We start from the raw sequence: 879 nt of genomic DNA on the forward strand, positions 1-879 counted from the left end.
CTTTTGAGCAATCAGCTACCGCGTCAAGAGTTTTTTACCAAAACAAAGCGAAACTGAAGGACTTTTGTCTCAGCCTCGTGGCAGATAAAGCTTCCGTGAGGAAGTCTCAAAAGCGTACGGCTGATGGCGGTGGAGCAGCCTCATCAGCCCTGTTCCTGACTAGTCTGCTGATGGTTTTCATTGAGAAGAAATGAAAGACGCCTATAAAAAAAGAGGCCTCCTTGACCTCTTTTTCTGCATATTTTATCCGACATCTTTCTTATTACGGGCAAGCAAAGCAAGGCCGCTTAAAGCACTGACGGCTGCTAGGGCAGCAAGCGGAAGCTGGGAGAGTTCACCAGTTCTTGGTAAAACAGCAGCAGAAGACGTTTGCTTTTCTATCCTGCCAGACTCTTCCGTGGCTGTCGCAGCTAAAGCGGATTGTGGCTTCTGATTAGACTGACTGACAATTGATACATTCTCTGCAGCTAGGTGATAAACAGGCAGAGCTTCGGCTGTCACAGAATCAGAATCACTGACACCGCCCTGAAATTCTGGCAAAGCATCTGTTTGCGGTGCGTCGCTTGGAAGCTGAGCAGTCGGACTCTGAACCGCTGTTAAGATAAACTCTGGCAGCTCAGCCGTCACAGGTTCGGAATCACTAACACCGCCCTGAAATTCTGGCAAAGCGTCTACCTGCGGTGCGTCGCTTGGAAGCTGGCTGACAAGCGGCGGAATCCCTGTTAAATCATAGGATTCAGAATCAGCTGTCACAGGATCAGAATCGCTGACACCGCCCTGAAATTCTGGCAAAGCATCTGCTTGCGGTGCATCACTTGGAAGCTGAGCAGTCGGACTCTGAACCGCTGTTAAGATAAACTCTGGCAGCTCAGCCGTCAC

2 protein-coding genes are annotated in these 879 nt (G+C 49.8%); one reads left to right on the top strand and one right to left on the bottom strand.

The window, feature by feature from the left end:
- A partial coding sequence (locus tag DHL47_RS13195; RefSeq protein WP_209552181.1) for a hypothetical protein occupies positions 1 to 194 on the top strand: 194 nt, incomplete at its 5' end.
- Between the two features lie 49 nt (positions 195 to 243).
- Here DHL47_RS13195 and DHL47_RS13200 read toward each other — a convergent pair.
- On the bottom strand, positions 244 to 879 hold a 636-nt coding region (locus DHL47_RS13200), incomplete at its 5' end, for an SIALI-17 repeat-containing surface protein (protein ID WP_209552182.1).

Source organism: Streptococcus panodentis (assembly GCF_017884005.1).
GTDB lineage: Bacteria > Bacillota > Bacilli > Lactobacillales > Streptococcaceae > Streptococcus > Streptococcus panodentis.